This window comes from Shigella sp. SIG3 (genome assembly GCF_053555855.1).
Window position 1 is genome coordinate 1 of sequence record NZ_JBQZXE010000318.1, and the last position, 467, is coordinate 467.

Sequence of the window (467 nt, forward strand, 5' to 3'; positions counted from 1 at the left end):
TCTTTACCCCTGTCCCATCCACGATGAACAATCAGAACACCATCAACAATGGCGTGCCCTTTGCCCTCTTTATCTTCAGCATATTTTCTTACCGTGGCGCGATTACAGTTCAGCATTCGTGAAACTTCGGTCATATTACCTCGTGTCTGGATAAGCAGTTCCGGTATCGTTTGAATTTTGACGCTCATCAAATACTCTCCGGTTCGGTGATTTTTATCCCGGGCTTTCCACCAGGGACATAATGATCGCGCACAAGCCAGGGCAAAACAAACTCATGGCGCATCAGCGCAGCGCCTCCTGCACCAGTTTTTCAAACTTTCCGACTCTGGTTTCCAGCTCTGCCACACAGTCCACCAGCTCATCTACTGCTTTCTGTGCGCGATGCTTCGCCTGCATCAGTTCCCGAAGCGCGGGTACCATATCTTTACGGATAGCATCTTTTGTTATGCCCGTTTTTTCGAGTTGTT

General features: G+C 48.8%; 2 protein-coding genes. Both read right to left on the minus strand.

The window, feature by feature from the left end; translation table 11 throughout:
• The coding region (locus tag ACUU1I_RS21190; RefSeq protein ID WP_119180736.1) for a protein ninH at positions 1-188 on the minus strand (188 nt) is incomplete at its 3' end.
• A 94-nt stretch (positions 189-282) separates the two neighbouring features.
• Positions 283-467: hypothetical protein (locus ACUU1I_RS21195; RefSeq protein ID WP_449144946.1), on the minus strand; the 185-nt coding region annotated here is incomplete at its 5' end.